Origin of the sequence: Nocardioides mesophilus (assembly GCF_014395785.1) — a bacterium.
Lineage (GTDB): Bacteria > Actinomycetota > Actinomycetes > Propionibacteriales > Nocardioidaceae > Nocardioides_B > Nocardioides_B mesophilus.
The window spans coordinates 4,015,246-4,030,332 of the sequence record NZ_CP060713.1 but is presented as its reverse complement, the minus strand read 5'-3'; the positions used below and the strand labels follow the sequence as shown (position 1 = coordinate 4,030,332).

Genomic DNA, 15,087 nt, shown 5'->3' with positions numbered 1-15,087 from the left:
TCCGGGCCCTACGCCGTGCCTGCGTCGGTGCCCTGCGCAGCGGTCAGACGCCGGCGGCTGCCTTGAGCGCGTCGACGCGGTCGGTGTTCTCCCAGGTGAACCCGGGCCGGCCGAAGTGGCCGTAGGCGGCCGTCTCGGCGTAGATCGGCCGGAGCAGGTCCAGGTCGCGGATGATCGCCGCCGGCCGCAGGTCGAAGACCTCCAGCACGGCCTTCTGGATGTTGGCCACCGGGACGGTCTCGGTGCCGAAGCAGTCGACGTAGAAACCGACCGGCTGCGCCTTGCCGATGGCGTAGGCGACCTGCACCTCGCAGCGGCGGGCCAGCCCGGCCGCGACGACGTTCTTGGCCACCCAACGCATGGCGTAGGCCGCCGAGCGGTCCACCTTCGACGGGTCCTTGCCGGAGAAGGCGCCGCCACCGTGGCGGGCCATGCCGCCGTAGGTGTCGATGATGATCTTGCGACCGGTGAGGCCGGCGTCGCCCATCGGGCCACCGACCTCGAAGCGACCGGTCGGGTTCACCAGCAGCCGGTAGTCCTCCGAGGAGAGGTCGAACTGCGCCAGGACGTGGTCCACCACGTGCCGGCGTACGTCGGGGGTGAGCATCGTGTCGAGGTCGATGTCCGCCGCGTGCTGGGTGGAGACCACGACGGTGTCCACCCGGACCGGCCGGTCCTCGTCGTCGTACTCGATGGTCACCTGGGTCTTGCCGTCCGGGCGGAGGTAGGGCATGGTCCCGTCGCGGCGGACTTCGGCGAGGCGCTCGGCCAGCCGGTGCGCGATCGTGATCGGCAGCGGCATCAGCTCGGGCGTGTCGTCGCAGGCGTAGCCGAACATGAGCCCCTGGTCGCCGGCGCCCTGCCGGTCCAGCGGGTCCGCGGAGGACTCGCTGCGGTGCTCGTGGCCCGCGTCGACGCCCTGCGCGATGTCGCCGGACTGGCCGCCGATGGCGACCATCACGCCGCACGAGTGCCCGTCGAAGCCCTTGAGCGAGGAGTCGTAGCCGATCTCGAGGATCCGGTCACGCACGATCTGCTTGATGTCCGCGTAGGCCTTCGTGGTCACCTCGCCGGCCACCACCACGAGCCCCGTGGTCAGCAGCGTCTCGACCGCGACCCGGCTGGTCGGGTCCTGCCGGAGCAGCTCGTCCAGGACGGAGTCGCTGATCTGGTCGGCGATCTTGTCCGGGTGACCCTCGGTCACGGACTCGGAGGTGAAAAGTCGTCCTGCCACGTGCTGCTACCCCTGTCGGTCGGTCGGGAGGCCGGGTCGGCCTGAGAGAAACGATAACCCCTGCCGGAGGCGGGGCTCAGCCGGTCTCGAACCGGGCGGCGACCCGGTCCCAGATCACGTGGGCCAGCGCCGACTTCGAGCCCCTCGGCACGTCGTGGGCGCCGCCCTCGCGGTCGAGCACGACGGCCTCGTTGTCGGCCTCGCCGAACACCTTCCCGCCGCTGACGTCGTTGACCACCAGCAGGTCGCAGCCCTTCCGGGCCAGCTTGGCGCGGGCGTGCTCGAGCACCGTGCCCTCCGCGTCACCGGTCTCGGCGGCGAAGCCGACGATCACGCAGCCCGGCCGTGGCCGCTCACGGGAGAGCTCGGCGAGGATGTCGGGGTTCTGCCGCAGCCGCACGACGGGCGCGGAGCCGTCCTCGGCCTTCTTCATCTTCGACGTGCTGGTCTCCAACGGGCGGTAGTCGGCCGGGGCCGCGGCCATCACCACCGCGTCGGCGCCGGCAGCCGCGCCGACGACGGCGTCGCGCAGCTCGGCGGTGGTCTCCACCCGGACCACCTTCACGCCGGCCGGGTCGGGCAGCGACACGTTGGCGGCCACCAGCGTGACCTCGGCGCCGCGGGCGACAGCGGCGCGGGCCAGGGCGTAGCCCTGCAGGCCCGAGGAGCGGTTGCCGAGGAAGCGCACCGGGTCGAGGTACTCCCGGGTGCCTCCCGCGGAGACGACCACGTGGCGGCCGGCCAGGTCGGTCGGCTCGCCACGGCGCCCGTGGACGGCGCTGCGGGCGAGCACCTCGCGGGCCACCTCGAAGATCTCCAACGGGTCCGGCAGCCGGCCCTTGCCGGTGTCGGCGCCGGTGAGTCGGCCCTCGGCCGGCTCGATGACGACGGCGCCGCGGCGGCGCAGGGTGGCGACGTTCTCCTGGGTGGCCGGGTGCTCCCACATCTCGGTGTGCATCGCGGGCGCGAACACCACCGGGCAGCGGGCGGTCAGGAGGGTGTTGGTCAGCAGGTCGTCGGCGAGCCCGTGGGCCGCGCGGGCCAGCAGGTCGGCGGTCGCCGGCGCCACGACGACCAGGTCGGCGCTCTGGCCGATCCGGACGTGCGGCACCTCGTGAACCGACTCCCAGGCGCTCGCCGAGACCGGCTTGCCCGACAGCGCCGACCAGGTGGGCGCGCCGACGAACTCCAGGGCGGCCGCCGTGGGCACGACCGTGACGTCGTGCCCGGACTCGGTGAACCGCCGCAGCAGCTCACAGGCCTTGTAGGCGGCGATCCCGCCGCTGACGCCGAGGACCACCCGGCTCGCAGCGGTCCCCTGGCTCATCGGCAGGCGGGTGGCGCTCAGGCCGGCGTCGCCGGCTCGGCAGCGGCGTCGGGGTCGATGTCCTCGCAGGTCAGGAGATCCTCGTTGATCTCGCGGAGCGCGATCGAGAGGGGCTTCTCCTGGACGTGGGTGTCCACCAGCGGACCGACGTACTCCAGCAGGCCCTCGCCGAGCTGGGAGTAGTAGGCGTTGATCTGGCGGGCGCGCTTGGCGCTGTAGAGCACCAGCTTGTACTTCGAGTCGGTCTTGGTCAGGAGCTCGTCGATGGACGGGTTCGTGATGCCTTCGGCAACAGGTGCGGTTCCAGACACGCTCTTCAGACCTCAGTTCGTGGGGGTTGGTTCTCCATCAAGGCTACCAACTCCTCGCAGGCAGCGTGAACTTCGGTGTTCACCACCGTCACGTCGAACTCCGCCTCGGCGGCCAGCTCGTCCTGCGCGGTCTCCAGGCGGCGTCCCCGCTCCTCCTCGGACTCGGTGCCGCGGCCGACCAGCCGGCGCACCAGCTCCTCCCACGACGGCGGCTTCAGGAAGACGAAGAGCGCGTCCGGCATCGTCCGGCGCACCTGCCGCGCACCCTGGAGGTCGATCTCCAGCAGCGCCGGACGGCCCTCCGCGAGCGCCTGCTCCACGGGCCGCCGGGGCGTGCCGTAGCGGAACGCCTTGTGCACCACCGCCCACTCGAGCAGCTCGTTCTCGGCGACCAGCCGGTCGAACTCCTGCTCGGAGACGAAGTAGTAGTGCCGACCGTGGATCTCGCCGGCACGCGGCGGCCGGGTGGTCACCGACACCGAGATCCACACGTCCGGGTGGTCGGCACGCACCGCTGCGGCGACCGTGCCCTTGCCGACCGCGGTCGGACCGGCGAGCACCGTCAGCCGACTGCGCGCGGGACGTGGGTCACTCACGCGTGCCGAACTCGCGCTCGAGCGCGGCGATCTGGTTGGCGCCCAGCCCCCGGACCCGGCGGCTCTCGGAGATGCTGAGCCGCTCCATGGTCTGCCGGGCGCGGACCTTGCCGAGGCCGGGCAGCGACTGCAGCAGGTCGACGACCCGCATCTTGCCGATGACCTCGTTCTCCTGGCCCTGGCGCAGCACGTCGACGATCGAGGCCCCGGAGTGCTTGAGGCGGTTCTTCACCTCGGCGCGCTCACGGCGCGACGCGGCCGCCTTCTCCAGATTCGCCTGGCGCTGTTCCGGGGTGAGTTCCGGCAATGCCACGGTGCAGACCTCGATCGACTCGTTCGGACGGGGGAACGGCTGGGGCGGCTGGACCGCAGGTCGCAATCTAGTCACCGGTGGTGGAGCGCTGCAACGCGGGGTGAGCACCGACCTCTCCCGCCCGCGCCGGGCCTAGAAGCCGAGCCCGGAGCCGGACAAGTCCAGCTTGCAGACGTCTCGGGCGTGCTGCTCGATGCCGTCGACCGCCGCACGTACCCGCGGCGAGCGCAGGGCCTCGGCCGTGGCCCGGACGGCGTCGACCTCGCGTCGGGAGGTGCCCGCCGGTCGGGGCCCCGACGCGTCGTACTGCGTCACGTCGATGCCGGCCTCGTCGAGGGCGCCGGCCAGGTCGCGCCAGGCGAGCACCACGGTGTCCCACTCGTCGGTCAGGTCGCGCGGCGCCGCCGAGCGCAGCGTCTCGAAGACGTCCAGGGTGTCGCCCACCAGGTCGGTGCCCGGGTCCCCCGCCTCGCCGGAGAGTCGCTGCAGCTCGTCGGCCTGCGCGCCGACCGTGTCGCAGTAGGACTCGGTGGCGTCGGCGCCGCAGCCGCCCAACGCCGCCGCCAGGAGCACGGCGGCCGCCGCCGCTGCGGGGCGACGCCTCACCCGAGCAGGCCGCGGCGGCGCAGCAGCGGCTCGGTGCTCGGCCGGCGACCGCGGATCGAGGCGAAGGCGGCGATCGGGTCGACCGAGCCGCCCCGCGAGAGCAGGTCGGCCCGGAACCGGTCGCCGTTCGCCCGCCGCAGGCCGCCGTTCTCCTCGAACCAGCCGACCATGTCCGCGTCGAGGACCTCGCTCCACAGGTAGGAGTAGTAGCCGGCGTCGTAGCCGTTGGTGAACGCGTGCGCGAAGTAGCCGGTGCGGTAGCGCGGCGGGACCAGGTCCGAGGCCACCCCGTGCCGCTCGAGCGCCGCCCGCTCGAAGGCCTCCACGTCCTCTGCGGGCACCGGGTCGGCGCCCGGGGCCAGCCGGTGCCACTCGTGGTCGAGCAGCGCCGCGCCGAGCATCGAGACGGTGTCGAAGCCCATCCCCGCCGCGCCGGAGGCGATCAACCGGTCGGCGACCTCCTGCGGGAGCGGCTCACCGGTGGCGTGGTGCCGGGCGTAGCCGGCCAGCACCTCCGGGTCCCAGGCCCACATCTCGTTGACCTGCGAGGGGAACTCCACGAAGTCCCGCGGCACCCCGGTGCCGGCCAGCCGCGGGTAGGTGACGTCGGAGAACAGCCCGTGCAGCGCGTGCCCGAACTCGTGGAAGGCGGTGCGCACCTCGTCGACGGTCATCAGCGCCGGCTGGCCCGGCGCCGGCTTCGGCACGTTGAGGCAGACCACGACGACCGGGTGCTGCGCCAGCAGCCGCGACTGCGTGACGAACTCGTCCATCCAGGCCCCGCCGCGCTTGGTCGGCCGCGCGAACCAGTCGCAGACGAACAGCCCGAGCACCGGCACGTCGGGCCCCTCGCCGTCGCGGACCTCGTAGGTGCGCACGTCCGGCGCGTAGCCCGGCAGGTCGTCGCGCTCGGCGAAGGTGAGCCCGTAGAGCCGTTGCGCCGCGAGGAAGACCCCGTCGCGCAGCACCCGGTCGAGGGAGAAGTAGGGCCTCAGCTCGTCGGTGTCGACGTCGTACTCCGCGGCCTTCACCTTCGCGGCGTAGTACGCCCAGTCCCAGGGCTGCACCGGCCCCTCGACCCCGTCGGCGTGCAGCGCGGCCTCGATGGCGACCCGCTCCCGCTCCAGGTTGGCCATCGCCGGGGCCGCCATCGCGTCCAGCATGGAGACCACCGCGTCGGTGCTGCCGGCGGTCTGGTCGGCGACGACGTACGCCGCGTGGTCGGGGTAGCCGAGCAACCCGGCCCGCTCGGCGCGGAGCGCGGCGATCCGCGCGACCAGTGCCCGGGTGTCGTGCTCCCCGCCCCGCATGCCGCGGGTGGTCGACGCCTCGTGCAGCCGCCGGCGCAGGTCACGGTCGCGCAGCGAGGAGATCAGCGGCTGGATGGTCGGTGAGGACAGCGTGAGCACGTAGCCGTCGAGGCCGCGCTCCTTGGCGGCCAGGGCGGCGGACTGGACGGCTCCCTCGGAGAGCCCGTCGAGCTCGTCGCGGTCGGTGACGTGCAGCGCGCTGGCGTTGGTGGCGGCGAGCAACGTGGACCCGAAGGTCGTGGTGGCCCTGCTGATCTCGTCGTTGAGCTGCCTGAGCCGCTCCTGCTGCCCGGCCGGCAGCGCGGCGCCGGCCCGGACGAAGTCGGTGTGGTGACGCTCGACGACGCGCCGCTGCTCCTCGGTCAGCCCGTCGGCCTGCGCGCGAACCGCGTCGACCCGGGCGAACAGCCGCTGGTCGAGCAGGAGCGCGTCGCGGTGGGCGGACCACTCCGGCACCAGGACGGCCTCGAGCTCCTGCATCGCCGGGGTCGCCATCGAGTTGGCGAGCTCGTGGAAGACCCGCATCGTCCGGTCCAGCAGCGCCCCGGACCGCTCGAGCGGCTCGACGGTGTTCGCGAAGGTCGCGGCCTCGTCCTGCCCGACGATCGCCTCGATCTCGGCGCGCTGCTCGGCCACGCCGGCGTCGAAGGCCGGTCGGAAGTGCTCGGCGCGGATCCGGTCGAACGGCGGTAGGGCGAACGGCAGGGTGCTCGGGGTGGCGAACGGGTTGTCGTGGTCGAGAGCCATGCCAGTGTTCTATCAGCCGTCCAGAACGGCGAACGCCTCGGCGGCGCGCTGCGCGGCCTCGTGCAGCGCCCGCTTCTCGGGGCCGGCTCCGAGCACCTCCCGGGAGATGCTGGGCAGCACGTTGCGGGCGGCCGGCCCGAAGATCCGGCGTACGTCGTCGACGGTTCCGCCCTGGGCCCCGATGCCCGGCACCAGCAACGGACCTGCGACGTCCAGGTTCTCCCGGGTCTCGCCGATCGTGGCGCCGACCACCGCGCCGATCGAGCCGAGCCCCTCGGCGTCGGCGTTGCGGGTGGCGACCGCGTCCAGGACGGTCCCGGCGACGGTGCGGCCGTCCGCGGTGGTGGCGTGCTGGAACTGCGGACCCTCGGGGTTCGAGGTCAGCGCGAGCACGAAGACCCCGGCGTCGTGGGCCAGGGCGGTGTCGAGGAACGGATCCAGCGACCCCATCCCGAGGTACGGGCTGACCGTCACCGCGTCCACCGCCAGCGGGCTCGACGGCCGCAGGTAGGCGTCGGCGTAGGCCTGTGCCGTGGTGCCGATGTCCCCGCGCTTGACGTCGAGCAGCACCAGCGTGCCGAGCTCGCGGGCCGCGGTCACGGTGCGCTCCAGCACCGCGATGCCGGCCGACCCGTGCCGCTCGAAGAAGGCCGACTGCGGCTTCACCACCGCGACCGTGCCGGCGAAGGCCTCGACCGCGGCCATCGCGAACTTCTCCAGTCCGAACGCGGAGTCGGTCAGCCCCCATGCGTCGAGCAGGGCCGGGTGCGGGTCGATGCCCACGCACAGCCGGCCCCGGCCCGCGACGGCCTCCGCCAGCCTGGTCCCGAACGTCATCGTGGCTCCCCTCGTGAGGTGGTGTGGCCGGCGCCGATCAGCCCGGCGAGATCGGTGGTGCCGTGGCGGAGGAGCTCCTCGCGCAGCTCCTCGGCGATCCGGACCGGCGCCGCCGGCTCGCGCAGCAGCGCGGTGCCGAGCTCGACGGCGCGGGCGCCGCTGAGCAGCATCTGCACGACGTCGAAGCCGCTGCGGACGCCGCCGGCGCCGATGACCGGCAGCTGGGGCAGTGCCGCGTGCACCTGCCACACGCACCGCAGCGCCTGGGCCAGCACGGCCGGACCGGAGACCGTCCCGGCCACCGTGCCCAGCGCCGGACGCCAGGTGGTCGGGTCGAAGGCCAGGCCGGGGGCTCCGTGCACGAGCACCACCGCGTCGGCACCGGCCCGGGCCACCACGCCGGCGACGTCCACCAGCCCCGGGCCGGGGGCCAGCTTGGCCAGCACCGGCAGCGTCCGTGGCAGGGCCTCGCGCACCGCAGCCACCGCCTTGCCGGCGTGGTAGGCCTCGTCGCAGAACCGGCGGCCGTGGTCCTCCCGGTTGGCCGTGGCCAGGTTGAGCTCGAGGCCCCAGACGCCCGGGGCGTTGCCCAGCCGGCGGGCGAGCTCGGCGTACTCCCCCGGCGTGCCGCCGGCCAGCGACACCACGACCCGCACCTGGCGCTGCGCCAGCCACGGCAGCTCGCTGGCCAGGAAGCCCTGCAGCCCGGGGTTCTGGCCGCCGGTGTTCCACAGCACCCCGGACGCGGTCTCCACCAGCCGGGGCGCCGGCGCGCCCGGCGAGGCGTCCAGCGTGAGCGACCTGGTGGTGAAGGCTCCCAGGGTCGTGAGGTCGAGGTGCGGCTCCAGCTCGCGTCCGGTGCCGCCGCAGCCGGCGGCGGTCAGCAGCGGGGTGGCCAGCCGGGTGCCGAGCAGGTCGACCCCGAGGTCGGCGGCGCTCACCGGGCCCCCTCCGGTACGTCGTCCAGGTCGGTCCACCGCACCCGGTCCCCCCGGAACACCGGCCCCTCCGAGCAGGCCCGGACCATCCGGGTCAGCCCGTCCTCCCCCACCACCGGGACCACGCAGGCCTGGCAGAGCCCGGTCGCACAGGGCATCGGCACCTCCAGCAGGGTCTGGCTCCAGGCGCCGTGGTGCTCGGCCGCCGCGGCGACGGCGTGCAGGGTCGCGGGTCCGGCGCAGGCGTAGACCACCTCGGCGCCGGTGCGCTCGAGCAGCTCCGGAAGCGCGTCGGCCACCGTGCCGTGGATGCCGACCGAGCCGTCCTCGGTGGTCACCGTCAGGCCGCGGGCGGAGCGACGGGCCTCCAGCGCGCCGAAGACCAGCCCGTCGGTGGCGCCGCCGAGCAGCATGTGCACCGTGCAGCCGCGCTCCTTGAGCCGCTCGGCGAGCGGGAACAGCGGCGCGCCGGCAGCGCCCTCGCCGACCAGCACGCAGGTGACCGGCTCCTTGGGCAGGGCGAACGGGCGGCCGAGCGGGCCGTGCACGTCGAGCGGGGTGCCGGCGGGGGCGCGCACCAGCCAGTCGAGCCCCGGGTCTGCCGGCCGGCCGGCCAGGTGCAGCACCACCTCGACGGTGCCGCCGTGGGCACCGGCGGCGCGGGCGTTGTGGATCGGCAGGGTGCGCCGCATCAGCCGCTCGGTGAGCGGGCCACCGACCGTCACGGCGACCAGGTTGCCGGGACGGAAGCCCTCCGCGACGGCCGGGGCGACGAGGGAGACGACGTGGAAGCCGCCGACCCGCTTGACCCCGAGCACCTGGCCCGCAGTGGAGCTCACGCCGACGCCAGCTCGCGCTGCACCCGGGCCGGCCAGCCGGCGCCTTCGTAGATGAACGCGGTGTAGCCCTGCAGCAGCGTGGCGCCGGCCTCGAGCCGCTCGCGGGCGTCGGCCGCGGTCGAGATCCCGCCCACGCCGATGATCGTCAGGTCGGGACCGACCCGGCCGCGCAGCAGCCGCAGCACCTCCAGCGCGCGGGCCCGCAGCGGGGCGCCCGACAGCCCACCGGCGCCGAGCCGCGCCACCTCGTCGGCGTCCGTGCGCAGGCCGTCCCGGGAGATCGTCGTGTTGGTGGCGACGATCCCGTCGAGGCCCAGCTCGAGGGCGAGGTCGGCCACCGCGAGCACGTCGTCGTCGGAGAGGTCCGGCGCGATCTTCACCAGCAGCGGCACCCGGTCGCTGCGCACCTCGTCGGCGTGCCGGCGCACCTCCTGCAGCAGCGGCCGCAGCCGCTCGGTCGACTGCAGGTCACGCAGCCCCGGGGTGTTCGGCGAGCTGACGTTGACGACCAGGTAGTCGGCGTACGGCGCCAGCAGCCGGGTGGATGCGGCGTAGTCGGCCAGCACCGCCGCCTCGTCGTCCTCGGGAACCACCTTGGTCTTGCCGATGTTCACCCCGACGACCACCTGCGGCCCGTCGCCGCCGCGCCGGTCCAGCCGGCGCTGCCGGGCGGCGAGCCGGCGGGCCACCGCCTGCGCGCCGTCGTTGTTGAAGCCCATCCGGTTCAGCACCGCACGGTCGGCGGGCAGCCGGAACAGCCGCGGCCGCGGGTTGCCCGGCTGCGGCTGCGCGGTCACCGTGCCGACCTCCACGAAGGAGAAGCCGAGGGCGGCGAGGGCGTCGACCCCCTCGGCGTTCTTGTCGAAGCCGGCCGCCAGGCCCAGCGGACCCGGCAGCGTCAGGCCCATCGCCTGCACCGACCCGGTCCGCCGGGTCCGGTCCGGTCGTCGCCGCGCCAGCACCGGCGTCGCCGCCCGCAGCGCCCCGAAGCCGACCCGGTGCGCGCGCTCGGCGTCGACGTGCACGAGCACCCGGTCGAACAGCAGGCGGTACGGCGTCATGCCCGCGCGGCCCAGTCCTGCAGGGACCGGACGCCGATGCCGCCGGCGCGGCTGGCCTCGATCCCCTGCACCGCTGCGCCGAGGCCCTGCACGGTGGTGATGCAGGGGATGTTCGCCATGATCGCGGCGGTGCGGATCTCGTAGCCGTCCACCCGGGCCGAGCCGCCGCCGGCCGAGGCCCCGTGCGGGGTGTTGACGACCAGGTCGATCTCGCCGGCCTGGATCAGCTGCACCGTGGTGGGCTCGCCGTTCGGGCCGGGCCCCTCGAAGTGCTTGCGCACGACGGTCACCTCCACCCCGTGCCGGCGCAGCACCTCCGCGGTGCCCTGGGTGGCGAGGATCTCGAAGCCCCGGTCGGCGAGCACCTTGATCGGGAAGATCATCGAGCGCTTGTCGCGGTTGGCCATGCTCACGAAGACCTTGCCGCTGGTCGGCAGCGACCCGAAGGCCGCCGTCTGCGCCTTGGCGAACGCGGTGCCGAAGTCGGCGTCGATGCCCATCACCTCGCCGGTGGACTTCATCTCCGGGCCGAGGACGGTGTCGACGTTGCGGCCGTCGGGGGTGCGGAACCGGTTGAACGGCATCACCGCCTCCTTGACCGCGATCGGGGCGTCGCCCGGCAGGTCGCCGCCGTCGCCCTGCGCCGGCAGCATCCCGACCGCCCGCAGCTGCGCGATGGACTCCCCGAGCATGACCCGCGCCGCGGCGCTGGCCAGCGGGGTGGCGGTCGCCTTGGAGACGAACGGCACGGTCCGGCTCGCCCGCGGGTTGGCCTCGAGGACGTAGAGCACGTCGGAGCCGAGGGCGTACTGGATGTTCAGCAGGCCGCGCACCCCGATCCCGCGGGCGATCGCCTCGGTGGCCTCCCGGATCCGGAGGATCTCCGAGGCGCCCAGGGTGATCGGCGGCAGTGCGCAGGAGGAGTCGCCGGAGTGGATGCCGGCCTCCTCGATGTGCTCCATGACCCCGCCGAGGAAGAGCTCCTCGCCGTCGAAGATCGCGTCGACGTCGATCTCGACCGCGTCGTCGATGAACCGGTCCACCAGCACCGGGTGCACGGGGCTGATCTCGGTCGCCCGGTTGATGTAGGACTCCAGGGACTCGTCGTCGTAGACGATCTCCATCCCGCGGCCGCCGAGCACGTAGGAGGGCCGCACCAGCACCGGGTAGCCGACCTCCTGCGCGACCAGGCGGGCCTGCTCGAAGGAGGTCGCTGTGCCGTGCTTGGGCGCCGGCAGGCCGGCGCGAGCCAGCACCTCCCCGAACGCCCCGCGCTCCTCGGCGAGGTGGATCGCGCCGGGCGAGGTGCCCACGATCGGGACGCCGGCGTCCTCCAGGCCCTGGGCCAGGCCGAGCGGGGTCTGGCCGCCGAGCTGGCAGATCACGCCGGCGATCGGACCGGCCTGCTGCTCGGCGTGCACGATCTCGAGGACGTCCTCGAGGGTGAGCGGCTCGAAGTAGAGCCGGTCGGAGGTGTCGTAGTCGGTGGAGACGGTCTCGGGGTTGCAGTTGACCATCACGGTCTCGTAGCCGGCCTCCGAGAGCGCCATCGCCGCGTGCACGCAGGAGTAGTCGAACTCGATGCCCTGCCCGATCCGGTTCGGCCCGGAGCCGAGGATGATCACCGCCGGCTTCTCCCGCGGCTCGACCTCGGTCTCCTCGTCGTAGGAGGAGTAGTGGTACGGCGTCCGCGCCGCGAACTCGGCCGCGCAGGTGTCCACGGTCTTGTAGACCGGCCGGATGCCGAGTGCGTGCCGCACGCCGCGGACGACGTCCTCGCGCATCCCCCGCATCGCGGCCAGCTGCGCGTCGGAGAAGCCGTGCCGCTTGGCCAGCCGCAGCCGGTCCGGGTCCAGCTCGTCGGCCTCCAGGAGGTCGGTGGCCACCTCGTTCAGCAGGAACAGCTGGTCCAGGAACCAGGGGTCGATCGCGGTCGCCGCGAACAGCTGCTCGAGGGTCGCCCCGGCCCGGATCGCGTCCATGACCTCGCTGAGCCGGCCGTCGTGCGGCGTGCTGATGCTCTCCAGCAGCTGCTCCAGCGGCGCCGGCGCCTCGCTCCAGTCGAACGGCGCGTTCTTGCTCTCCAGGCTCCGCAGCGCCTTCTGCAGCGCCTCGGTGAAGTTGCGGCCGATCGCCATCGCCTCGCCGACCGACTTCATGTGCGTGGTCAGCGTCGGGTCGGCGGAGGGGAACTTCTCGAACGCGAAGCGCGGCACCTTGACCACGACGTAGTCCAGCGCCGGCTCGAAGCTGGCCGGGGTGCCGTAGTCCCCCGACGAGGTGATGTCGTTGGGGATCTCGTCGAGGGTGTAGCCGATCGCGACCTTGGCGGCGATCTTGGCGATCGGGAAGCCGGTCGCCTTGGAGGCCAGCGCGCTGGAGCGGGAGACCCGCGGGTTCATCTCGATGACGATGACGCGGCCGTCCACGGGGTTGACCGCGAACTGGATGTTGCAGCCGCCGGTGTCCACGCCCACCGAGCGGATGATGCCCAGCGAGAGGTCGCGCAGGTGCTGGTACTCCCGGTCGGTCAGCGTCATCGCCGGCGCCACCGTGATCGAGTCGCCGGTGTGCACGCCCATCGGGTCGAGGTTCTCGATGCTGCACACGATCACCACGTTGTCGGCCCGGTCGCGCATCACCTCGAGCTCGTACTCCTTCCAGCCGAGGATCGACTCCTCGAGGAGCACCTCGGTGGTCGGGCTGGCGGCGAGTCCGGAGCCGGCGATGCGGCGCAGGTCCTCGGCGTCGTAGGCCATGCCGGAGCCGGTGCCGCCCATCGTGAAGCTGGGCCGGACCACCATCGGGTAGCCGAGCGTGTCGGCGGCCGCGAAGCAGTCCTCCAGCGAGTGGCAGATGACCGACTTGGCGACCTCCCCGCCGAGGTCCTCGACGATGTGCTTGAACGACTCCCGGTTCTCCCCGCGGTGGATGGCCTCGATGCTCGCGCCGATCAGCTCGACGCCGTACTTCTCGAGCACGCCGTTCTCCGACAGCGCGATCGCGGCGTTGAGGGCGGTCTGGCCGCCGAGGGTGGCGAGCAGCGCGTCGGGACGCTCCTTCTCGATGACCTTCTCGACGAACTCCGGGGTGATCGGCTCGACGTAGGTGGCGTCGGCGAACTCCGGGTCGGTCATGATCGTCGCCGGGTTCGAGTTCACCAGCACGACGCGCAGGCCCTCGGCACGCAGCACGCGGCACGCCTGGGTGCCGGAGTAGTCGAACTCGCAGGCCTGTCCGATGATGATCGGCCCCGAGCCGATCACCAGCACGCTCTTGATGTCAGTCCGCTTCGGCATCAGGCCTTGCCCTCCATCAGCTGGGTGAACCGGTCGAAGAGGTACGCCGCGTCGTGCGGGCCGGCGGCGGCCTCGGGGTGGTACTGCACGCTGAACGCCCGCAGCTCGCCGGCCGCGTCGCGCAGCTCGAGCCCCTCGACGACGTCGTCGTTGAGGCAGACGTGGCTGACGGAGGCCTCGCCGTACGGCGTCGTGGTCGGCGCGTCGAGCGGGGCCCGCACCGCGAACCCGTGGTTGTGCGCGGTCACCTCGACCTTGCCGGTGGTGCGGTCCATGACCGGCTGGTTGATCCCCCGGTGGCCGTACTTCAGCTTGTAGGTGTCGAAGCCCAGCGCCCGGCCGAACAGCTGGTTGCCGAAGCAGATCCCGAAGTACGGCACCCCCTGCTCGAGCAGCCCCTGCAGCAGGGCGATCTGGTGCGTGGTGGCCGCCGGGTCGCCCGGCCCGTTGGAGTAGAACACCCCGTCGGGGGCGACCGCGAGCACCTGCTCCAGCGTCGAGGTCGACGGCAGCACGTGCACCTCGATGCCGCGTTCGGCCATCATCCGCGGGGTGTTGGCCTTGATGCCGAGGTCGACCGCTGCCACCGTGAGCCGCTTCTCGCCCTCGGCGGGAACGACGTAGGCCTCGCGGGTGCTCACCTCGTCGGCGAGCTCGGTGCCGGCCATCGGCGCGGACTCCAGGACCCGGTGCAGCAGCACCTCGGGGTCGGCCTCGACCGAGGAGATGCCGACCCGCATCGCGCCGCGCTCGCGCAGGTGCCGGGTCAGCGCCCGGGTGTCGATGCCGCTGATGCCGACCACGCCCTGCTCGCGCAGCGCGTCGTCGAGGCTGCGCCGCGAGCGCCAGCTCGAGGGGACCCGGGCGGGGTCGCGCACCACGAAGCCGCTGACCCAGATCCGGCTGGACTCCTGGTCCTCGTCGTTCATGCCGGTGTTGCCGACGTGCGGGGCGGTCATCACCACGACCTGGCGGTGGTACGACGGGTCGGTGAGCGTCTCCTGGTAGCCGGTCATCCCGGTGGAGAACACCGCCTCGCCGAAGGTCTCCCCCTCGGCGCCGTAGGCCTCGCCACGGAAGCTGCGGCCGTCCTCGAGGACCAGCAGCGCAGGCGTCCTCCGGTAGGTCTTGTCGAGACTCATGCGTTCTCCCCTTCGGCGGGCTCGGGACGGCGCTTGGCCATCGTGGAGATGGAACGGACCCAGGTGTCGTGGCCGTCGGGCTCGGTGAGCCGGAAGCCGGTGTCGAGCGTCAGGTCGCCGTGGCGCCAGGTCACCACGAGGATCCCGTGCGGCGGCACGACCTTGCCGGCGATGCCCTGGTCGTGGCGGGCGCCGCGCAGAGCCTCGGCCGGGATCCGGAACGAGCCTGCCAGCCGGACCACGTCGAGGCCCTCGGTGGACAGCTGCAGCCGGCAGGCGCTCCGCGCGCCGAGGCCGTGGGCGACCACGCGGTCGAGCCAGTCACCGGCCACGGTGGTGCCGAAGTAGCGCGCCCCGGCGGAGAGCCGGGCCTCCGGCAGCTCGGCCACCGCAGGGACCGGCACCAGCGGCGGCAGGTCGTGCTTGCGGCCGCGGCGTCGCCAGCCCCGCCACATCAGGGCGTAGATCCCCAGCAGCACGAGGACGAGCAGCAGCACCGCCTGCCACTTCGGGAGGTCCATCAGCAG

The 15,087-nt window shown here is 73.3% G+C and carries 14 protein-coding genes; all 14 read right to left on the bottom strand.

Annotation, left to right across the window (positions count from 1 at the left end; translation table 11 throughout):
• Window positions 1-43: 43 nt before the first annotated feature.
• The 14 genes from metK to H9L09_RS19160 all read right to left on the bottom strand — a co-directional run bounded on the left by metK (window position 44) and on the right by H9L09_RS19160 (window position 15,081).
• Complete coding sequence (gene metK, locus H9L09_RS19225) at window positions 44-1,234, bottom strand: methionine adenosyltransferase (protein ID WP_187578405.1); 1,191 nt, start codon at window positions 1,232-1,234, stop codon at window positions 44-46.
• A 76-nt stretch (window positions 1,235-1,310) separates the two neighbouring features.
• Window positions 1,311-2,561: a bifunctional phosphopantothenoylcysteine decarboxylase/phosphopantothenate--cysteine ligase CoaBC gene (gene coaBC, locus H9L09_RS19220; protein WP_187578404.1), complete on the bottom strand. Its 1,251-nt coding sequence runs from the start codon at window positions 2,559-2,561 to the stop codon at window positions 1,311-1,313.
• A gap of 17 nt (window positions 2,562-2,578) precedes the next feature.
• Complete coding sequence (gene rpoZ / locus H9L09_RS19215; protein ID WP_281390782.1) at window positions 2,579-2,872, bottom strand: DNA-directed RNA polymerase subunit omega; 294 nt, start codon at window positions 2,870-2,872, stop codon at window positions 2,579-2,581.
• 5 nt (window positions 2,873-2,877) lie between these two features.
• Window positions 2,878-3,468 carry a guanylate kinase gene (gmk, locus tag H9L09_RS19210; protein ID WP_187578403.1) on the bottom strand — a complete coding sequence of 197 codons (591 nt, stop codon included), beginning with the start codon at window positions 3,466-3,468 and terminating at the stop codon, window positions 2,878-2,880.
• Window positions 3,461-3,781 carry an integration host factor, actinobacterial type gene (gene mihF / locus H9L09_RS19205; RefSeq protein WP_187578402.1) on the bottom strand — a complete coding sequence of 107 codons (321 nt, stop codon included), beginning with the start codon at window positions 3,779-3,781 and terminating at the stop codon, window positions 3,461-3,463. The genes gmk and mihF overlap by 8 nt, the downstream gene beginning before the upstream one ends.
• Before the next feature lie 132 nt (window positions 3,782-3,913).
• A complete protein-coding gene (locus tag H9L09_RS19200) occupies window positions 3,914-4,387 on the bottom strand; it encodes a hypothetical protein (RefSeq protein WP_187578401.1) in 474 nt (157 codons plus the stop codon).
• Entirely contained in the window at window positions 4,384-6,444 is a 2,061-nt protein-coding gene (locus H9L09_RS19195; protein WP_187578400.1) for a M3 family metallopeptidase, read from the bottom strand. The genes H9L09_RS19200 and H9L09_RS19195 overlap by 4 nt, the downstream gene beginning before the upstream one ends.
• A gap of 12 nt (window positions 6,445-6,456) precedes the next feature.
• Window positions 6,457-7,281 carry an orotidine-5'-phosphate decarboxylase gene (pyrF, locus tag H9L09_RS19190; RefSeq protein ID WP_187578399.1) on the bottom strand — a complete coding sequence of 275 codons (825 nt, stop codon included), beginning with the start codon at window positions 7,279-7,281 and terminating at the stop codon, window positions 6,457-6,459.
• A complete protein-coding gene (locus H9L09_RS19185) occupies window positions 7,278-8,222 on the bottom strand; it encodes a beta/alpha barrel domain-containing protein (RefSeq protein WP_223164122.1) in 945 nt (314 codons plus the stop codon). Before H9L09_RS19185 ends, pyrF begins: the two co-directional genes overlap by 4 nt.
• Window positions 8,219-9,058: an iron-sulfur cluster-binding protein gene (locus H9L09_RS19180; RefSeq protein WP_223164121.1), complete on the bottom strand. Its 840-nt coding sequence runs from the start codon at window positions 9,056-9,058 to the stop codon at window positions 8,219-8,221. The genes H9L09_RS19185 and H9L09_RS19180 overlap by 4 nt, the downstream gene beginning before the upstream one ends.
• A complete protein-coding gene (locus H9L09_RS19175) occupies window positions 9,055-10,119 on the bottom strand; it encodes a quinone-dependent dihydroorotate dehydrogenase (RefSeq protein ID WP_187578398.1) in 1,065 nt (354 codons plus the stop codon). Before H9L09_RS19175 ends, H9L09_RS19180 begins: the two co-directional genes overlap by 4 nt.
• A complete protein-coding gene (gene carB / locus H9L09_RS19170; protein WP_187578397.1) occupies window positions 10,116-13,418 on the bottom strand; it encodes a carbamoyl-phosphate synthase large subunit in 3,303 nt (1,100 codons plus the stop codon). The genes H9L09_RS19175 and carB overlap by 4 nt, the downstream gene beginning before the upstream one ends.
• Window positions 13,418-14,560: a glutamine-hydrolyzing carbamoyl-phosphate synthase small subunit gene (carA, locus tag H9L09_RS19165; protein ID WP_187578396.1), complete on the bottom strand. Its 1,143-nt coding sequence runs from the start codon at window positions 14,558-14,560 to the stop codon at window positions 13,418-13,420. Before carA ends, carB begins: the two co-directional genes overlap by 1 nt.
• Window positions 14,557-15,081: a PH-like domain-containing protein gene (locus H9L09_RS19160; RefSeq protein WP_187578395.1), complete on the bottom strand. Its 525-nt coding sequence runs from the start codon at window positions 15,079-15,081 to the stop codon at window positions 14,557-14,559. Before H9L09_RS19160 ends, carA begins: the two co-directional genes overlap by 4 nt.
• Between the last annotated feature and the right edge of the window lie 6 nt (window positions 15,082-15,087).